Genomic DNA, 17173 nt, shown 5'->3' on the forward strand with positions numbered 1-17173 from the left:
TAATAAATCTTAGAAATTATTAAAAACTAAAAGAATGAGATAGAATGATTTAGAATATTAAAGTTCGATTATATCGAACTTTTTAGAATAAATAAGAAAGTGTAATTATTAATATTGGTGGAGATGTCCGGAATTGAACCGGAGTCTTAAAACAGCTACTACCAGCGTCTACATGCTTAGAAGGGTTGAAAAATTTCACTTCACAACAGCTCAACCCGCAAAACAATTGCGAAGCTAAGATTTAAAAGTGTCTCAAATTAGCCAAATCAACTCTAAGATGATAATCTATCTTGGGTGAACCCACTAAATCTACTTAGATAGAATCAGTAGTGTGAGCCTCCGAGGTCTCAAGCCCTAAGGCGAGTCCTATAAGTTTGTTAAAACTTACGCAGCTTTTGCGTAAGCTGGAGCGTAATCAGTATTGTTTGCGTCTAAAAAAAATGAACCGCGTAACGGCATGTTCAGGCCGACATGCAACTGATCCTCACTGCTCTAATCGATACCAAGTCATCCCCAGTAAATAAAGTGGAATCATAGCACTTTTTATATATAATATTACTTATGAATTATATAGAATTAGATAAAAAGCACGCTTGGCACCCTTACAACTCATTGCCAACGAAAACAAAAATCCTACCAGTAAAGAGAACTTTTGGACAAACTATTGTCTTAGAAGATGATACAGAACTTATAGATGCTATGAGTTCATGGTGGAGTGCAATCCATGGATACAACCATCCAAAGCTAGTAGAGGCTTTACAAAAACAAGCAAATATTATGCCTCATGTTATGTTTGGTGGACTTACACACGAACCTGCATCCCTTCTTTGTGAAAAGTTAGCAAAGCTTACAGGTCTACCTAGTGTATTTTTAGCAGATAGTGGAAGTGTTAGTATTGAAGTAGCACTAAAAACAGCTATTTTATACCAAAAAGCAAAAGGGAAAAATGTAGATAAATTTATTTCCCTAGAAAATGCTTACCATGGAGATACTTTAGGTTGTATGGGAGTTTGTGACCCAAACAATAGTATGCACTCATTGTATGGAAATTATTTACCAAATAATATCTTTACAAGTATAGAAGATATAGAAAAAACAATAGAAAAACATCACCATGAAGTTGCTGGTATAGTACTAGAACCAGTAGTTCAAGGTGCAGGTGGTATGAGGATTCATAAGCCTGATTATCTAAAAAAAGTGCGAGAATTATGTACAAAATATGATATAATTTTCATTGCTGATGAGATAGCAACAGGCTTTGGTCACACAGGTAAGATGTGGGCTTGTGAACATGCAGATGTAATACCAGATATTATAACAATAGGAAAGTGCCTAACAGGTGGTATGATGACACTTGCTGCAATGTGTACAACAAAACATATAAGCGATACTATTTCAAACTCTGAAATAGGTGTACTTATGCATGGTCCGACATTTATGGGAAATCCTTTAGCTTGTAGTGTGGCAAATGCTAGTATTGATTTATTATTAGAGTCAAACTGGCAAGAAAAAGTTTCAAATATCAATAAAATATTTACTCAAAAACTAAACACTTTAGAAGAAGTAGAAATCGTAAAAGATATTAGAACAATTGGTGCAATTTGTGTTGTAGAACTTCATAGCCCTGATTTCGCTCAGTTTATACAAGATGAGTGCCAAAATCAAGGTGTATGGATAAGACCATTTGGAAAACTAATTTATTCAATCGTTGCTTATACAATTACTAATGAAGAATTAAATAAGATATGTGATGCAATGATAAACGCAATTAAAAAAACAAATATTCAATTTAAAAATATGGAGCAAAAATAGATGAAAAAAGGTATTTTAATCATTGGTGCAGGTGGAGTAAGTAGAGTTGCTACAGTTAAGTGTGCTATGAATATTGATACATTTGAAAAAATTACACTAGCGTCAAGAACGGTTAAAAAGTGTGATTCAATCGCAATGGATATTAAAGAGAAACTTGGTGTTGAGATTCAAACTGCACAAGTTGATGCTGATGATATTCCTCAATTAGTAAGTCTAATTAAAGAGGTTAATCCAAAGGTTGTTTTAAATGTAGCATTACCTTATCAAGATTTAACAATCATGGATGCTTGTACTGAATGTGGTGTTGATTATGTAGATACAGCAAATTATGAACACCCAGACGAAGCTAAGTTTGAGTACAAAGAACAATGGGCTAGACATGAACAGTTTGAAAAAGCAGGTGTAAAAGCTTTACTTGGAAGTGGTTTTGACCCAGGTGTTACAGGTGTATTTTGTGCATACGCTCAACAAAACTTATTTGATGAGATTCACTATATTGACATTATGGATTGTAATGCAGGTGACCATGGATATCCTTTTGCAACAAACTTTAACCCAGAAATCAACTTAAGAGAAGTATCTGCAAACGGTAGATATTGGGAAGATGGAAAGTGGATTGAAACAAAGCCATTAGAAATCAGAGTTGACCATGATTATCCAGAAGTTGGAGTTAAACCTTCATATCTTTTATATCATGAAGAGTTAGAGTCATTATCTAAAAATATCAAAGGTTTAAAAAGAATTAGATTCTTTATGACATTTGGTGATTCTTATATCCAACATATGAACTGCTTACAAAATGTAGGTATGTTAGGTATTGAACCAGTAATGCATAAAGGTGTAGAAATCACTCCAATAGAGTTTTTAACTACATTATTACCTGACCCAGCTTCATTAGGACCAAGAACAGTTGGTAAAACAAATATTGGTTGTATCATTGAAGGTATTAAAGATGGAAAGAAAAAGAAAGTTTACATCTATAATGTTTGTGACCACCAAGAGTGTTACAAAGAGACAGGAGCACAAGCAGTTTCTTATACAACAGGAGTTCCAGCGATGATTGGAACTAAGATGATATACAAAGGTATCTGGGATGGTAAAGGTGTGTTCAATATAGAAGAGTTTGATGCGAAGCCATTTATGGATGAGTTAATGACTCAAGGTCTTCCTTGGAAGATATTAGATTTAGAGTAGATATGGAAAACCAAACTTTTAAGTCACTAGAAGAGTTACCAAGTCCAGCATTTATATGTGAAGAAGAGCTTTTAGAAAACAATTTAAAATTGCTAAAAAAAGTTCAAGATGAAGCAGATGTAAAAATCTTACTTGCCCTAAAAGGTTTTGCATTAAAGTCTAGTTTTGAACTTTGTAGAAAGTATCTTCACGGTTGTTGTGCAAGTGGATTACATGAAGCACTTTTAGCAAAAGAAGAGTTCCAAAAAGAAGTTCATACTTATAGTCCTGCTTTTAAAGATGAAGAGATAGATGAGATTATAGATATTTCTAATCACTTAGTATTTAACTCATTTACTCAGCTTGAAAGATATGGTAAAAAAGCACATGGAAAAACTTCTATTGGTCTTAGGGTAAACCCTGAGTATTCTTCTGTAGAAGTTGATTTATATAATCCTTGTGGTGCATATTCAAGACTTGGAATTACAAAGAAAAACTTCCAAGGTGATAAGCTAGACTTAGTAGAAGGCTTACACTTTCATGCTCTTTGTGAGCAAAATGTAGATGCTCTACAAGGAGCATTAGCTAACTTTGAAGAAAACTTTGGTGAATATTTAGCACAAATGAAATGGGTAAACTTTGGTGGAGGACATCATATCACAAGAGCTGATTATGATGTTGAAGGTTTAATAAAACTATTAAAAGAGTTTAAGCAAAGATACCCTCATTTAGAAGTTTACTTAGAGCCAGGTGAAGCTGTAGGTTGGCAAACAGGTTACCTTATGGCAACTGTTTTAGATATTGTAGAAAATCAAATGCAAATAGCCATTTTGGATACTTCAGCTGAAGCTCATATGCCTGATACTTTAGCTATGCCATACCGAGCAAATATTAGAAATTCAGGTCTTGCCAATGAAAAAAAACATACATATCGTCTTGGAGGGAATACTTGCTTAGCAGGTGATATTATCGGAGATTATTCTTTTGATGAGCCCCTAAAAGTAGGCGATAAAATTATTTTAGAAGATATGATTCACTACACTATGGTAAAGACTACAACGTTCAATGGAATTAAGTTACCATCTCAAGTAATAAAAAATAAAAAGGGTTGTTACCAAATTGTAAATAATTTTGGATATAATGCATATAAATCAAGATTATAATTATAAGTTGGAAGAACAATGGGGCAAGATAGAAATATCATAAATGAAGAATTTAAAGACGAAGAAGAGATTGATACTCAAAAGAGTGACAAACATTTACCAAACAACTATTCAAGAAAAAGAGAAGAGTTAAAAACAAAAGGTAAAAAAGTTCAAATCTGGGTTAAAAAAGAGACTTTAGAGTATGAAAAGGAGTTAACAAAACTTCAAATCGAACTTCTAAAGTTTCAAAACCATGTAAAAGATAAAGGACTAAAAGTTCTTATGATTTTTGAAGGTAGAGATGCTGCTGGAAAAGGTGGTACTATCAAAAGAATCACAGAACACCTAAACCCAAGGGGTGCAAGAGTAGTTGCCTTAGAAAAACCAAGTGATGTTGAAAAAACACAATGGTATTTTCAAAGATATACTAAACACTTACCTAGTGCAGGTGAGATTGTACTTTTTGATAGGTCTTGGTACAACAGAGCTGGTGTTGAGCCAGTTATGGGATTTTGTACTTCTGAAGAACACCATGAGTTTTTAAGAGAGGTTCCTGAATTTGAGCAAATGCTTGTAAAATCTGGAATTATTCTTCTAAAATTTTACTTCTCAGTATCTAAAAAAGAACAAGCAAGAAGATTCAAAAAAAGGGAAGTAGACCCTTTAAAACAGTATAAACTTTCTCCTGTAGATAAAGAGTCTCAAAAACTTTGGGATAAATATACAGTTGCTAAGTTCTCGATGCTTATGTCATCAAATTCTGATTTTGCACCATGGACAATTATAAAAAGTGATAATAAGAAAAAAGCAAGAATCAACTGTATCAAACATATTTTAACACAAGTTGATTATCCAAATAAGATTGATTTAAAAGAGATAAAAATCGATAAAGATACTTTAGTTTCTGGAACAAAAGAGTTAGAGTATATGGAAAAACAAAATAAATTTGCAAAGGCGTAGTTGTAATGAATTTAAGTGATTTTGATAAAACAGAATATAGTGGTTTATATATTTCAAAAGCTGCACACCCAACTTTTGGAAAAAAATATATAGCAAGATTTCAATATAATAAAAAAAGATATGTAAAAGTATTAGGTTATACAAAAAAAGATAACCTTACTAAAAAAACTGCACTTACTTTAATGCAGAAGTTTAAAGACTCAATTGTAGTTGAAAAAGAAGAAGAGACTGTAAAAACACCAATTACAGAAAAGAACTTTGATAAAAAATATCAAGAGTTATATGAAGAAAATAAAAATTTAAAAACTATTTTAGGTGATTTCAAAGATTTAGACCCAGAGACTTTAAGAGATGGGATTCAAAAAATCTATGACTTAGAAGAGTTAAAAAAATATCAAATTGAGCTAATCAAACTACAAAACTATCTTGAATCTGAAAACAAAAGAATGATTATTCTTTTTGAAGGAAGAGATGCTTCAGGTAAGGGTGGGGCGATTAGACGAATCACTAGATATATGAACAACAAACACTATAGAGTTGTTGCATTAGGTAAACCAACTGAAACGCAAAGAAATCAATGGTTCTTACAAAGATATATCCAACACTTCCCAACTGGTGGAGAAATGGTACTATTTGATAGATCTTGGTACAACAGAGCTATGGTTGAGCCTATTTTTGGATTTTGTACAAAAGAAGAGTATGAAATTTTTATGGAAGATGTTGTAAATTTTGAGCAAGATTTAGTAAGACAAGGAATGATTTTAATCAAACTTTATTTCTCTGTTTCTAAAGATGAACAAAAAAGAAGATTTGATAGAAGAATCAATGACCCTCTTAGACAATGGAAATTCTCAGAAGTAGATATGCAAGCTCAAGATTTATGGTCAGAATTTTCAGAGAAAAAATATGAGATGCTTAGAAGAACATCTTCAAGAGCAGCTCCATGGCATATTGTTAGAAGTGATGATAAACACAAAGCAAGACTTGAAGCTATGAAAATCATCTTAAACTCTGTTGATTATGATGGAAGAAACTATGCACTAAACTTTGATGCTGATGAAAATATTAATATCTCAGTACAAAAAGAGTTAATGCAAATGAGAAAAACAGCAGACTACTAATATTTTTTAGATTAAACTATCTTACCAAGGAGTTGAAGTGTCATCACTTTGCTCTTTGGAATCAAACTTTTTAAGCATAACTGGAACTTCTTTTGCTTGTTCTAGTTTTTTTAGCCACTTTTTTTCTTCTGCATCACTTAGTTGGTTTTGTTTTATTTGTTGATTTTTTTGCTCTTTTTGTGAGCTATTTTCTTCACTGTTTTTATTATCTTGTTTTTCTTTTTCTTCTTTAGAGTCTTTATCTTTTTCTTTATTTTCTTGGCTTTTATCTTGTTCTTGTTTTTTGTTATCTTGATTTTTTTTGTCACCATCTTTAGGCTGGTTTTGCTCATTTTTATTTTGCTGATTTTGTTTCTCTTTATTCTTATTTTCAAGGGCTTTTAATACTGCTTCAAGATTCTCTTTTGTTTGTTTATCATCTTCTATTTTTAAAGCTTTTTCATAAACTCTTTTTGCATTTTGTAAGTCATTTAATTTTACATAAGAGTTTCCCATATTATGAAGTTTTTTATACTCTAACTCTTGATTTGAAGAGACTACATTTTTATAGTGCATTAAAGCTTTTTTGTATTCACCTTGTTTATATAGAGCATTTCCCAAGTTGTAGTGAGACTCTGGAGTTTTAGCTACTTTTCTAAACTCTTTTGAGGCTTTTTCATATTCTTGTTTTTCATAATGTTCATTGGCTTTATTTATCGTTTTAAAGTCAAACTCAAAAGCTTTTAATGAACTATTTGAAAAGATTAAAACTAAAGCTAAAAGAGCAAGATTTTTATTCTTTTTAAATATCTCAGATAACTTTGGTCTAGATGAAAAAGCAATAAGTAAAATAAAAAGAGCTAACCCTAAAGGATAATAAAAAAGCTCTGTATATGTTTTGAAATTTCTTGATTCTTGTTTTTGTTTTTTTGAAGTTATATTTATATCATCTATAACTTGCTTTATATCATCACTTGAGTTTGAGTATTTTATGTATGCAGCATCTGTATTTAGTGAAAGCTGTTTAATGTCCTCATTTAGTTTAACAGTTACAATTGAACCATCATCTTTAGTTAAAAAGTTTCCATCTTGAAGTTTGATAGGAGTTGGTTTATTTGTTGCTAATCCTAAAGTATAGATTCTTATATTGTTTTCTTTCGCATATTCAATCTCTTTTTCATAGTCTGATTTATTTGCACCATCAGTTATTAAAATAAGGTTTTTATCTTTTACATTTTTTAAAAGCTTTTTACTAACTTCTAAAGTTGAGAAAATATTTGAGCCATTGTCAAAGTTAAGTCCCGTATCAAGTCTATTTACAAGTATTTTTAATGAGTTAAAATCTTGCGTTATAGGAGAAAGTATAAAAGAAGACTTAGCAAATAAAACTACTGCAATAGAGTTTTGTTTTGCATAATCTATGATGTCTAAAATCTTCTTTTTCCCAAGGCTTAATCTATTTGGATAAATATCAGTTGCAAGCATCGATTTTGAAACATCTAAAGCTATTACAAAAGATACAGTTTCTTGGTCTATTTTATGCTCTTTTTCATTTATTACAGGTCTTGCAAGGGAAATAGTCATTAGTATTAGTACTAGAAAAAAAAGTATGTTTCTAGTTGTTTTTGTCATGTATTTATTTTTTACAGATAGTTTTGCCAAAGCTTCTTTGTCAAAAAACCTTTGAAACTTATCTTTGTTTGTTGTAATTAGAAACATTAAAATAATAATAGGAATTAACATAAAAAATAGTACATTTGGATAAAGAAATTGCAATTATAAGCCCTCATAAAATCTTAGTTTTTGTATTTTATATTATCCCAAGTAACTTTTAGATAAAATCACGACTAAAATTAAAATAATCGGAGTAGATTTAATGGAATTTAACGCACAAAGAGTTGACGAAGCTAATGCAGTTATCACTTCAACAATCTCTAAAGAAACAATTGAAAAAAACGTAGACAAGGTAGCTAAACAAGCTGCTAAGACTATGGATATTCAAGGTTTTAGAAAAGGTAAAGTGCCAGTTGCTGTTGTAAAACAAAGATATGCTGATAAATTAACAGAAGATGCAGAGGGTGAAGCAGTAAGAGCTGTATTAACTGATGCTTTAGTTGAGTTAAAAATCGAAAATGCAGACTTAATTGGTGAGCCAACATTTGGTAAATATGACAAAAAAGAAGATGGTTCTATTGAAGTAGAAATCAAAGTTGCTTGCAAACCAGCAGTAGAATTAGGTGATTATAAATCATTAATTCCAGCAGTTGATAAAAAAGAAGCAGACGCAAAAGAAGTTGAAGCAAGATTAGAAGAGATTGCTAAACAATCTGCACCATTAGAAAAAATCAAAAGAAAAAGAATGGTTAGAGAAGGTGACTTCGCAGTTATCGACTTTGAAGGTTTCGTAGACGGTGTTGCATTTGAAGGTGGAAAAGCTGAGAAGTATCCATTAGAAATCGGTTCTGGTGCATTTATCCCAGGATTTGAAGATCAAGTTATCGGTATGAAATATGAAGAGGAAAAAGATGTTGTTGTAACTTTCCCAGAATCTTACCAACAAAAAGATTTAGCTGGTAAAGAAGCTACATTTAAAGTAACTTTACATGAAATTCAAGAGAAAGTTGCTCCTGAATTAAATGACGAATTAGCTAAGAAAATGTTACCAGGTGAAGAAGATGCAACAATTGATTCTTTAAAAGAAAAAATTGCTGAGCAAATCACTGGTGAAGCAAAAGCTATTTACTATAGAGATGAGTTAAAACCTGCATTCTTAGATAAATTAGTTGAAAAAATTGACTTCGCATTACCTTCTTCTGTTATTGACCAAGAGATTAACTACTCTTTAAATAACAAAGTAAGAACTATGTCTGAAGATGAAATCAAAGAATTACAAGAAGATGCATCTAAAGTTGAAGCTATTAGAGATGAATTAAAAGCAGATGCTGAAAAATCAGTAAAAGCTACTTTCATTGTAGATGCTTTAGCAAAAGCTGAAGAGATTGATGTAACTGATCAAGAAGTTACTCAAGTAATTTACTATGAAGCAATGCAAACTGGTCAAAACCCTCAAGAAGTATTAAAGCAATACCAAGATGCAGGTTATTTACCAGCAATTAAAATGTCTATGATTGAAGAAAAAGTAATTACTAAATTATTAGACGAAAAAGCAGGAAACTAAAACCTAAAATAGGATAAAAAATGAGTTATATACCATATGTAGTTGAGAAAAGTGGAAGAGGCGAAAGAAGTTATGATATTTATTCAAGACTTCTAAAAGATAGAATTATTATGTTAAGTGGTGAGATTAATGACCAAGTAGCATCAACAGTTGTTGCTCAGCTTTTATTCTTAGAAGCTGAGGATCCAGATAAAGATATCTATTTATATATCAACTCTCCAGGTGGAGTAATTACAAGTGGTATGTCTATTTATGATACTATGAACTATATTAAACCAGATGTTTGTACTATTTGTATAGGTCAAGCAGCTTCTATGGGTGCATTTTTATTATCTTCTGGAGTAAAAGGTAAGAGATACTCTTTACCTAACTCTAGAATTATGATTCATCAACCATTAGGTGGAGCTCAAGGTCAAGCTACTGATATTCAGATTCAAGCTAAAGAGATTCAAAGAATGAAAGATGATTTAAATAGAATGATTTCAGAACAAACTGGACAACCTATTGAAGTAATTGAAAAAGATACAGATAGAGATAACTTTATGTCTGCAACTGAAGCTTGCAAATATGGTTTAGTTGATGAAGTGATTTCAAGTCATAAGTAAATAATATGATTAGAGAAGTTTTAACATATCCAAATAAACTACTTAGAACAAAATCTAGTGATGTTGTGAAGTTCGATGAAGAACTTCAAACATTACTTGATGACATGTATGACACTATGATTGCAGAAAATGGTGTAGGTCTTGCTGCAATTCAAGTAGGTATTCCTTTAAATGTTTTAATTATTAACCTTCCAAACGAAGAAGATATTCAAGAAAAAGAAGATTTGATTGAAGCAATTAATCCTGTGATTACTCATAAAGATGGTGAACAAGTTTTTGTTGAAGGTTGTTTAAGTGTACCTGGGTTTAATGAAGAAGTTAAAAGAGCACAACATATTATTGTAGAGTACTACAATAGAGATGGTGAAAAACAGACTATGGAGTGTGAAGATTTCTTAGCTGTAGCATGGCAACATGAAATGGAACATTTAGCTGGGCATTTATTTATTGAAAACCTATCAATTACAAAACGAAAAAAATTTGAGAAAGAGTGGAAGAAGAAACTCAAATCAAAAAAATAAGAATCTTCTATATTTCATAATATACTCCTTTAAGGAGTATATTATGATCCCTGACAATCAACAAACTCAAATTCTACAACTACAAGAATAATCTTTAAACTTATTTTATAGTACTTTTTATATAATAAATTAAATTATTTAAAGAGTGTATATGAAGATAATAAAATCTGCAACCTTAGCAAATATAGATGCAAGTGAAGTAAGTGTTGAGTCAACCTTTACAAAAGGCCTACCAAGTTTTACAATAGTTGGTTTACCGTCTGATCAAATAAAAGAGTCAAAGGATAGAGTAAAGTCAGCACTTCTTACAAATGACTATAAGTTTCCTCCTAAAAAAATTACTATAAATCTCTCTCCCAGCGAAATTAAAAAAACTGGAACACACTTTGATTTACCTATTGCTCTTTTGATTTCTTTATATGAAGAAAAGAAAATAGATTTTAAAGATATCCATGTCTTTGGAGAACTATCTTTAAATGGTGAGATAAAAGATAGTAATAATATCTTCCCTATAATTTTGTCCCTTGCAAAACAAAGTAAGATAAATAATGTTTTAGTTTGTAGTAATAGTGCAAAAAAGATTAGTAAAATTCCAAATATAAATATCTATTGTGTTAAAAACCTTTTAGAAGCTATTGAATTTTTCCATGAAAAAGATAAGAGTAAATACCTTTATAAAAAGGATATGCTTGAATATGAAAAGATAAATATAAATGGAAAAGAGTTTTACTATGAAAACTATTATGAAAATGATTTTTTTGATATAAAAGGACAAGAAAATGCAAAGAAAGCAGCACTTATAGCAGCAGCTGGAAACCATAATATTCTTTTAGAAGGAAGTCCAGGTTGTGGAAAATCAATGATTGCAAAAAGATTGCCTTATATAATGGCTCCAATGAGTTTAGATGAGATTCTTGAAATAGCTAAACTACAAGCACTAGATTTGAAAGAGCCAAACTTTAAACCTGTACGTGTATCAAGATCTCCCCATTGTTCTTCAACAAAGGCATCAATTGTAGGAAGTAGTAATAGTCTAGGAGAAATAGCATTAGCAAACGCTGGAGCACTTTTTTTTGACGAGTTAGCACATTTTCCAAGTTCTATTTTAGAGTCTTTAAGAGAACCCCTTGAAGATAACTGTTTATTAATAAGTCGTGCAAACTCAAAAGTAAAGTATAACACAAAGTTTTTATTTATAGGAGCGATGAACCCTTGCCCTTGTGGAAATTTACTTTCAACAAATAAATCATGTAGATGTAATGAGCTAGAGATAAAAAGATATAAAAATAGACTAAGTGAACCTTTCTTAGACAGAATAGATTTATATGTAATTATGAATGAAACAAATATAAATGACAAACCAAGTGTTGATTCAAAAAGTTTGCATGAGCAAGTTATAGAAGCTTTTAAAATGCAAATTTTAAGAGGGCAAAATGAGTTAAATGGAAAGTTAAATGATAAGCAAGTAAATAAATTTTGTATTCTTGATGAAGAGTCAACAGCCATTTTACATAGAGCAACAAATAGTTTTAATCTATCATTTAGAAGTATAAATAAAGTTTTAAAAGTTGCAAGAACAATTGCAGACTTAGAAAGTTCAGTAAGCATAAAAAAACATCATATTTTAGAAAGTTTAAATTACAGAAGAAGATAGTAAATAAACTGCAATATTAAATGATGAAGAGTGGGAAGATAATGAAAAGTTGGACAAAAGTAGTTACTCTCTAAGTTTAAAAAGTGAAGAAATATATATGGAAGACTTACTGCTATTAGTTATGTATTTGACTAAATAGTTTTATTTTTAAAATTCCATATTAATTCCTCAGACACTGCATATTGAGTCCATATTAAACATTTATAATACTACATATCAAAACAAAAGGATTTAATTATGAAAAAACTTGCAACTTCAATTTTAGGAGCTACTTTACTAGCAGGTTCAGTTTTTGCAGCAGGTAATCAAGGAATGTCAGATATGAGTCATTCTAAAATGAATAAAGACTATGTTCAAAAGTGTGAAGCTTTTATGCAAAAATATCAACTAAGTCAAAATAGTTGGACTCCTCCTACAAATATACTTACAGACTTATATCAAGCATCTGAAAACTAGTCTTTTATTATCTAGTCTCCTTTCTCCTTTAAACCTTCAAGATATTTTTTCTTGAAGGTTTTTTTTGATTAAAAATTATCATTTAGCTTATAGCCTATTCCTTTAATAGTAGTAATAGCCTCTTTTCCTAATATTTTTCGTAAATTTTTAATATAAGTTCTAATAGTTGCTGCTGTTGGTATTTCATCATAAACCCAGTTGTTTAATGAAATTTCTTCAATTGATAAAACCTTGTTTTTATTTTTTAAAAAAAACTCCAAAATCTTTGATTCAATTTTAGGAAGAGTGTATATTTTTTCATTAACTTTAAGTAGTTTAGAATCATAGTTATATTCTATATGTTTATTTATTTTTATAATTCCCATTGAATCAATATTTCTTAGTCTTTTTATATTGTTTAGACGTGCTTTTAATTCACTTAGTTGAAATGGTTTTTTTAAATAATCATCTGCTCCTGCATAAAATCCAATTTCTACATCTCGTGCTGTATGTAATGATGTAATAAAAATAGCGGGAATATCAATTTTATTTTGTTTTAGTATTTTTAATAAATCCAAGCCCGTCAAAGATGGAACATTTATATCTAAAATAAGAAACTGAAAAGACTCTTCATAAATACGTTCTAATGCCTCTTGTCCATCATATGTAGTAACAACATTGTATTTTAGAGAAATCAAATACTCTTCTATTATCTCATTTAGTAGAATATCATCTTCAAGTAAAAGTATTTTCATTTTAGTTTTGGTCCTTTAATTTATTGAGAAATCATATGAAATTTATGAGGATTGAGTGTGGATATGTTATAATCCCAAAAAAACAGTAAGGATTTATATGACTAAATGTGGTTATGTATCTGTAGTTGGTAGACCAAATGCAGGAAAAAGTTCACTTTTAAACTGGCTTGTAGGTGAAAAGATTGCAATGGTTTCACACAAAGCTAATGCAACAAGAAAAAGATCAAATATAATCGTAATGCACGAAGAAGACCAAATTGTATTTGTTGATACTCCAGGTATCCACGAAACAGAAAAACTTCTAAATCAATTCATGTTAGATGAAGCATTAAAAGCAATTGGTGATTGTGATTTAATTCTATTCTTAGCTCCAGTTACAGATAAACTTACTCACTATGAAAACTTTTTAGAAAAAAATAAAAAGAACACAAAGCATATTTTACTTTTAACAAAAATTGATAATGTTTCAAATAATGAAGTATTAGAAAAGATGAAGGAGTACGAACAATATGCAGATAAATATGAAGCAGTAATTCCAGTTTCAATTAAAAAGCAAACAAGACATGAAGATATTTTAGATGTTGTAACAAAACATTTACCAGAACATCCTTACCTTTTTGACCCAGAGATTATGACAACTGAACACTTAAGAGATATCTTTAAAGAGTTTATTAGAGAATCAATTTTTGATAATATCTCAGATGAAATTCCTTATGAAACAGATGTTATTGTAAATAGAGTTGAAGAGAAAAAAGATATTGATGTAGTAAAAGCTACGATTATTGTTCAAAAATCAACTCAAAAGGGAATGATTATTGGTAAAGGTGCAAGTGCTATTAAAAGAATAGGTAAAGACGCAAGAATCAAAATCGAAAAACTTACTGGAAGAAAGTGTTATTTAGAACTATTTGTGTCTATTAGAAAAGGATGGACTAAAGACAAAAAAGGTCTTAAAGAGTTAGGCTACGACGTAACTTTTTAAATAAATAACTAAAAAAAATATTTAATTAAACTTTATTAAATCTTTAAAATAATAAAATAAATTATATTTTGTTATAAAAGGTTTAATATGGAAACTTATGAAATAAAATCTACTGAGAAGATATCTGAAGTACATTTAAAAAGTTTTCTCCTTACAAACCTTGGAAAAGAGGATTTTTTTCTATCTCCTAACTCATATATTTTTGCTTCTTATTTAAAAGAGTTAAATAAATACCAATTAATAATTTTTGAAAAAAACAATAGCTTAGTTCCTGAAATATTTTTACATAAAGCAATTTACGAAAATGAACTTCTTATTACCCAAAAGTTTTTTTGTCTTTATAAAGACAAAAAAGTATATTTTTATCAAGAGTTAAAAGAAAAACTAGATAAAGAAAGAATTGAAGAGTTTATAAAAAGTAGTTTTAACTTAGATAGTTTATCTATTGTAGATAAAATAAATGAAGAGAAAAAAGAGGAGAAAAACTATAGATTTATAAAGTATAAAAAAAGCTATCTATTTAAACTTTTAATACTCTATTTTCTAATTTTATTTATTACTTTACTTTGGTATTTCTCTTTAGATAATAAAACTGAAAAAGATATCTCTATATCAAGTTTAAAAAAGAAGATAGAAAGCCAAAAAAAAGATAATGCCTACTCTTTTGTATCCTCTAAAATAATAAATTTATATTATCAAGCAAAACAAAAAGAGATAAACTTACATCTAATCCAACAAAATGACAACTCTTTTTTGATTGAATTAACTTCATTAAATAAAAATAGTATCTATGAGTTTTTTGATAATTACAAAACTTCTATAAACAGCTTTAAATATGATGAATTAATAGGAGGCTATATAGTAAATGCAAATATTAAATTTATTAGAAAATAGTTTTGAAAAAGCAGCTACAAGAGTAAAGTTAGAACTGTTTTTATTTCCTTTAATTATTATTGCTTTTTTGATTTATTTTTTAGAGCAGACAAAAGTAGGGGAATCTGAAAGAAATCTCTTTAGTAGTAATATCTTTATTCAAAAAAAGAGTATGGACAAATCCTTAATAGAAGTAATAAAAGATATTGAAACTTATTTAGAAAAGAATTATATTCAGCTAATTGATATTTCAAATATAGATGAGAAGATACAACTTCAAGTAAATGCTTCTATTCTCTTAAATTTAAAATTATTAGATTATATAGAACACTACAATAATTTCTCTTCTATTAAGACACTAAAACTTACAGATGATAGTTTACATGTAACGATAAGTTTTGATAAATCTTTTATAAAAAACAGTAAGAAAGCAAGCAAGCTTGAACTAGCTTATTTAGAAAAACACATAAGTACTAGTAAAAAGTATAGTCTAAAAGCAATAGTTGGGAATGAAGTTTTAATTAATGAAAAATGGATAAGTCTAGGTGAAAAAGTAAACAAAGATTTTAAAGTAGAAAAAATAAATAGAAATTCAGCTGTAATAAAAAGTGAGACTATTCAAATAGAACTAAGGCTTTATAATGAAACTATATAAATATCTAATTGATTATAACTATGTAAATAGTTTTGATTTAAAACTTTTAAAAGAGGCTTTGGTTTTACCTATTTCAAGTGATGGAATCTATTGTAAGTTTTATGTTTGTAAAGAGTCAAATTTAAAAGTACTTGATTTAAGTTTGATAATAGAAGAGATTGAAATTTCAAAAAACAAAATAGAGTTCTTCTTAAGTGACTTTAATACAAGACTTGATTTATATAATCGCAGTGAAAATCTAATAAAACAAAAAGAAATAAACCCAAAACTTATGGAGGAGTTTTTTAATAAACTTTTAGAAAAAGCACTGTGTCTAAGAACAAGTGATTTACACTTTGAGAGTTTAGAAAACTCTATGATTGTAAGGTTTAGGATAGATGGGGAGCTAAGCTGTTTTTATATCTTTAATAAACAGTTTTTTAAGACTATAAGTTCATATATTAAGATGTTATCAAAACTTGATGTAACAAAAGTTCGAAACCCTCAAGATGGAAGATTCTCTTTTAAAACTATTGATTTTAGAGTTTCTACTATGCCTACAATTCATGGGGAATCAATAGTAATAAGAGTCTTAGATAATTTAAATGTTAGTGATGATTTAGAAAGTATGAGTTTCTCTTCTCATATAGTTGACTCCTTTGAAAATATTACCTCTTTAAAAGAGGGATTAGTTTTAATAACTGGACCAACTGGAAGTGGAAAGAGTACAACTCTTTATTCTTTGGTTAAACAGTTAAATAGTGAAGATAAAAAGATAATAACTATTGAAGATCCAGTTGAGTATAAAATAGAACAAGTACAACAAGTAAATATAAATGAAGATATTCAATTAGGTTTTAATAATGTACTTAAAAATATTTTACGTCAAGATCCAAATGTCATACTTATAGGAGAAATAAGAGATGCCTTCTCTTTATCAATTGCTTTACAAGCATCATTAACCGGACATTTGGTTTTAGCTTCTATTCATGCAAATTCTAGTGTTGATACTATTTCTAGACTTATTGATTTAAATGCAGATAGGTTTTTATTAGCAAGTACTTTAAAGTATATAGTTTCACAAAGGCTAGTATCAAAACTTTGTACTTGTAAAAGTACTTGTGAAAAGTGCAACTATAAAGGTTTTCTAGGAAGAATGGGTATTGCTGAGAGTTTAGTATGTGATAGTAAAATAAAAACTCTTTTAATGAAAGATGATTTTTTAGTTGAGATTGAAAACTATTTAAAACAAAAAGAGTATAAGACAATCTTAGATGATGGCTTAAAAAAAGTAGAAGAAGAAAAAACTACTTTAAAAGAGCTATATAAAGTGGTGAACTCTTAAG

Annotated in this window: 16 protein-coding genes and 1 other RNA gene; 14 read left to right on the plus strand and 3 right to left on the minus strand. The window is 29.2% G+C overall.

Features of this window, described 5'->3' with window-relative positions; translation table 11 throughout:
* Window positions 1-115: 115 nt before the first annotated feature.
* Window positions 116-515, minus strand: a transfer-messenger RNA (tmRNA) gene (ssrA, locus tag CRV02_RS11735).
* A 46-nt stretch (window positions 516-561) separates the two neighbouring features.
* Between ssrA and bioA the strand changes: the two genes are divergently transcribed.
* The 5 genes from bioA to ppk2 (CRV02_RS11760) are packed head-to-tail and all read left to right on the plus strand — an operon-like array spanning window position 562 to window position 6211.
* Entirely contained in the window at window positions 562-1812 is a 1251-nt protein-coding gene (bioA, locus tag CRV02_RS11740; RefSeq protein ID WP_129090480.1) for an adenosylmethionine--8-amino-7-oxononanoate transaminase, read from the plus strand.
* Window positions 1813-3006 (plus strand): saccharopine dehydrogenase family protein, encoded by a 1194-nt coding sequence (locus CRV02_RS11745; protein WP_129090481.1) that lies wholly within the window; start codon window positions 1813-1815, stop codon window positions 3004-3006. It begins immediately after the preceding gene.
* Between the two features lie 2 nt (window positions 3007-3008).
* Window positions 3009-4148, plus strand: coding sequence for a carboxynorspermidine decarboxylase (nspC, locus tag CRV02_RS11750; protein ID WP_129090547.1), 1140 nt, complete (start codon window positions 3009-3011; stop codon window positions 4146-4148).
* Between the two features lie 18 nt (window positions 4149-4166).
* Window positions 4167-5090, plus strand: a complete 924-nt coding sequence (gene ppk2 / locus CRV02_RS11755; protein WP_129090482.1) for a polyphosphate kinase 2 — start codon at window positions 4167-4169, stop codon at window positions 5088-5090.
* 5 nt (window positions 5091-5095) lie between these two features.
* On the plus strand, window positions 5096-6211 hold the full coding sequence (gene ppk2 / locus CRV02_RS11760; protein ID WP_129084447.1) for a polyphosphate kinase 2: 1116 nt from the start codon (window positions 5096-5098) through the stop codon (window positions 6209-6211).
* Window positions 6212-6232: 21 nt separating this feature from the next.
* On the opposite strand, the gene CRV02_RS11765 is transcribed toward ppk2 (CRV02_RS11760), so the two are convergent.
* Window positions 6233-7966, minus strand: a complete 1734-nt coding sequence (locus CRV02_RS11765) for a VWA domain-containing protein (protein WP_129090483.1) — start codon at window positions 7964-7966, stop codon at window positions 6233-6235.
* A 100-nt stretch (window positions 7967-8066) separates the two neighbouring features.
* Between CRV02_RS11765 and tig the strand changes: the two genes are divergently transcribed.
* The 5 genes from tig (at window position 8067) to CRV02_RS11790 (ending at window position 12604) form a co-directional block, all read left to right on the plus strand.
* Window positions 8067-9368, plus strand: a complete 1302-nt coding sequence (gene tig, locus CRV02_RS11770) for a trigger factor (RefSeq protein ID WP_129090484.1) — start codon at window positions 8067-8069, stop codon at window positions 9366-9368.
* A 20-nt stretch (window positions 9369-9388) separates the two neighbouring features.
* Complete coding sequence (clpP, locus tag CRV02_RS11775) at window positions 9389-9973, plus strand: ATP-dependent Clp endopeptidase proteolytic subunit ClpP (RefSeq protein ID WP_129090485.1); 585 nt, start codon at window positions 9389-9391, stop codon at window positions 9971-9973.
* A gap of 5 nt (window positions 9974-9978) precedes the next feature.
* Window positions 9979-10494 carry a peptide deformylase gene (gene def / locus CRV02_RS11780; RefSeq protein ID WP_129084451.1) on the plus strand — a complete coding sequence of 172 codons (516 nt, stop codon included), beginning with the start codon at window positions 9979-9981 and terminating at the stop codon, window positions 10492-10494.
* A gap of 151 nt (window positions 10495-10645) precedes the next feature.
* The gene (locus CRV02_RS11785) at window positions 10646-12148 is read left to right on the plus strand and encodes a YifB family Mg chelatase-like AAA ATPase (protein ID WP_129090486.1); all 1503 of its coding nucleotides are present in this window, start codon (window positions 10646-10648) and stop codon (window positions 12146-12148) included.
* A 237-nt stretch (window positions 12149-12385) separates the two neighbouring features.
* A complete protein-coding gene (locus tag CRV02_RS11790; RefSeq protein WP_129090487.1) occupies window positions 12386-12604 on the plus strand; it encodes a hypothetical protein in 219 nt (72 codons plus the stop codon).
* 68 nt (window positions 12605-12672) lie between these two features.
* On the opposite strand, the gene CRV02_RS11795 is transcribed toward CRV02_RS11790, so the two are convergent.
* Window positions 12673-13338, minus strand: a complete 666-nt coding sequence (locus tag CRV02_RS11795; RefSeq protein ID WP_129090488.1) for a response regulator transcription factor — start codon at window positions 13336-13338, stop codon at window positions 12673-12675.
* A 97-nt stretch (window positions 13339-13435) separates the two neighbouring features.
* Between CRV02_RS11795 and era the strand changes: the two genes are divergently transcribed.
* The 4 genes from era (at window position 13436) to CRV02_RS11815 (ending at window position 17172) form a co-directional block, all read left to right on the plus strand.
* Window positions 13436-14320, plus strand: a complete 885-nt coding sequence (gene era / locus CRV02_RS11800) for a GTPase Era (protein WP_129090489.1) — start codon at window positions 13436-13438, stop codon at window positions 14318-14320.
* An 87-nt stretch (window positions 14321-14407) separates the two neighbouring features.
* Window positions 14408-15214 carry a hypothetical protein gene (locus CRV02_RS11805; RefSeq protein ID WP_129090490.1) on the plus strand — a complete coding sequence of 269 codons (807 nt, stop codon included), beginning with the start codon at window positions 14408-14410 and terminating at the stop codon, window positions 15212-15214.
* Entirely contained in the window at window positions 15186-15848 is a 663-nt protein-coding gene (locus CRV02_RS11810; protein ID WP_129090491.1) for a hypothetical protein, read from the plus strand. Before CRV02_RS11805 ends, CRV02_RS11810 begins: the two co-directional genes overlap by 29 nt.
* Entirely contained in the window at window positions 15835-17172 is a 1338-nt protein-coding gene (locus tag CRV02_RS11815; RefSeq protein ID WP_129090492.1) for a GspE/PulE family protein, read from the plus strand. Before CRV02_RS11810 ends, CRV02_RS11815 begins: the two co-directional genes overlap by 14 nt.
* Window position 17173 lies beyond the last annotated feature (1 nt).

It is taken from the genome of Arcobacter sp. CECT 8989 (genome assembly GCF_004116715.1).
Taxonomy (GTDB): Bacteria; Campylobacterota; Campylobacteria; order Campylobacterales; family Arcobacteraceae; genus Halarcobacter.